Annotated in this window: 2 protein-coding genes; both read left to right on the top strand. The window is 47.9% G+C overall.

What is annotated here, in order from left to right:
• The coding region (locus tag OEL57_RS16525) for a hypothetical protein (RefSeq protein WP_300742021.1) at positions 1-196 on the top strand (196 nt) is incomplete at its 5' end.
• A 7-nt stretch (positions 197-203) separates the two neighbouring features.
• Positions 204-1864, top strand: a 1661-nt coding sequence (locus tag OEL57_RS16520) for a GspE/PulE family protein (RefSeq protein ID WP_300742019.1), incomplete at its 3' end; no start/stop codon positions are given.

Genomic DNA, 1864 nt, shown 5'->3' with positions numbered 1-1864 from the left:
GATGGATCTTCCCTCCAGTTATGCCTCACACCTGTTGCTCGCAGATCCTGCGGGGCAATATTCAGTTGAAATGTCAGGATTCATGCTTGAGAACACAATGGCAGGAGGAGGTGCAGTTATGTTGACTGATCGCCCGATTGAGAACGCCATGCGAGAGCTGCTCTACGACCACGGCTATCAGGTTCAGGAACGTTAGGTCTGACATGATTACCAAGCGTCTGGGAGAGCTACTGATAGAGCAGGGATTAATCAGCCAGGAACAGTTGGATGAAGCCCTTGAAATGCAGAAGATGTTCCCTGATCAGACCGTTGGTCAGCTATTATGCCGTTTGGGATATATTCGAGAGAGTGACCTTTCATTAGTTCTGGACCAAAAGAACAAGCGGAGAAAGCTGGCTGATATCCTGCTGAAAGAGGGAATGATTGATCAGCTGAAACTATCGCAGGCCAGGGAGTTAAGTCGTCAGAATGATATTCCTCTTGAACGGGCACTATTAAAGCTGCGTTTTGTTGATGAAGAACAGTTGGCTCGCTCAGTAGCAGCTCAGTTTGACCTGCCGTATGTTGAAATCAACGCCATCTCCCTGGATCCCGGGCTGTCTCGCTACATCAGTTCTGTCTACGCACAAAAACACCTGCTGGTTCCTATCTCGATGATTGGTAACACCTTGACACTGGCCATGGCCCAGCCTTTGCGGCACCATGATGTCAGGCAGCTTGAAGATAGCATCAGTCTTAAAATTATCTCAGTTATAGCCTCTGAGGCCAGCGTACTGCGTGCACTTAAGTCGCTGTATCGGGTTGATCTTGCGTCCAGTACTAACGCAATGGACGAGGTTAACCTTGATTTAGTGCCTGACAGTATTTCGGAACTTCTGAATAAGACATCAGCAGTTGATGAACCGGAGGTTGAGGAAGAGGTCCGCAAGGTAACGGAGAAAGACTCTGTTATTGTCAAACTGGTTAATAAGATTGTCTATGACGCGTATATGAAGAAGGCGTCTGATATCCATATTGAGCCTTATCCAGGGAAGAGGGATATTACCGTCAGAATCAGGATTGACGGCCAGTGTATTGTCTATCAGAAGATTCCTTACAAGTATAAATTTGCTATCCCTTCCCGAATCAAGATCATGGCTGATCTTGATATTGCAGATCGCCGCAGGCCGCAAGATGGTAAAATAGATTTTAAAAAATTTGGACCACTTGATATTGAATTACGGGTTGCCACTATGCCGACCGTCGGGCAACTAGAGGATGTTGTAATCCGTGTTCTAACCAGTGGTGAGCCAATATCGTTTGATCAGCTTGGCCTGACAGAACGAAATCGTAAGGTTTTTGAACAAAGCCTGCAGAGTCCTTACGGGCTGGTACTGGTTGTTGGGCCGACTGGTTCAGGTAAAACCACCACGCTGCATTCTGGTCTGGCAACGATCAATTCATCCAACCGTAAGATCTGGACTGCTGAGGACCCTGTTGAAATCACCCAGATCGGTCTGCGTCAGGTACAAATAAATCCCAAGATCGGTTTTACCTTTGCGGCTGCCTTGCGTTCATTTCTACGGCTTGACCCAGATGTGATCATGGTTGGTGAGATGCGGGATGAAGAAACCGCTGGGATAGCTGTGGAAGCATCTTTAACCGGTCATTTGGTTTTTTCAACCCTGCATACCAATTCCGCGTCAGAAACCGTTACCAGGCTGCTTGAAATGGGGCTTGATCCTTACAGCTTTTCTGGTTCACTTTTATGTGTCCTGGCTCAGCGCTTGGCCCGAAGGCTTTGTTCTGGTTGCAGGGAGGCGTATACGCCTGATCGGGCAGAATTGGATGATCTGGTCGACGAGTATGGTCGGGATGCGTTTGC

Origin of the sequence: Trichlorobacter sp. (assembly GCF_030247655.1) — a bacterium.
Classification (GTDB): Bacteria; Desulfobacterota; Desulfuromonadia; order Geobacterales; family Pseudopelobacteraceae; genus Trichlorobacter.
Note: the sequence above shows the minus strand (reverse complement) of the source record. Positions and strands in the feature narration are given on the sequence as shown.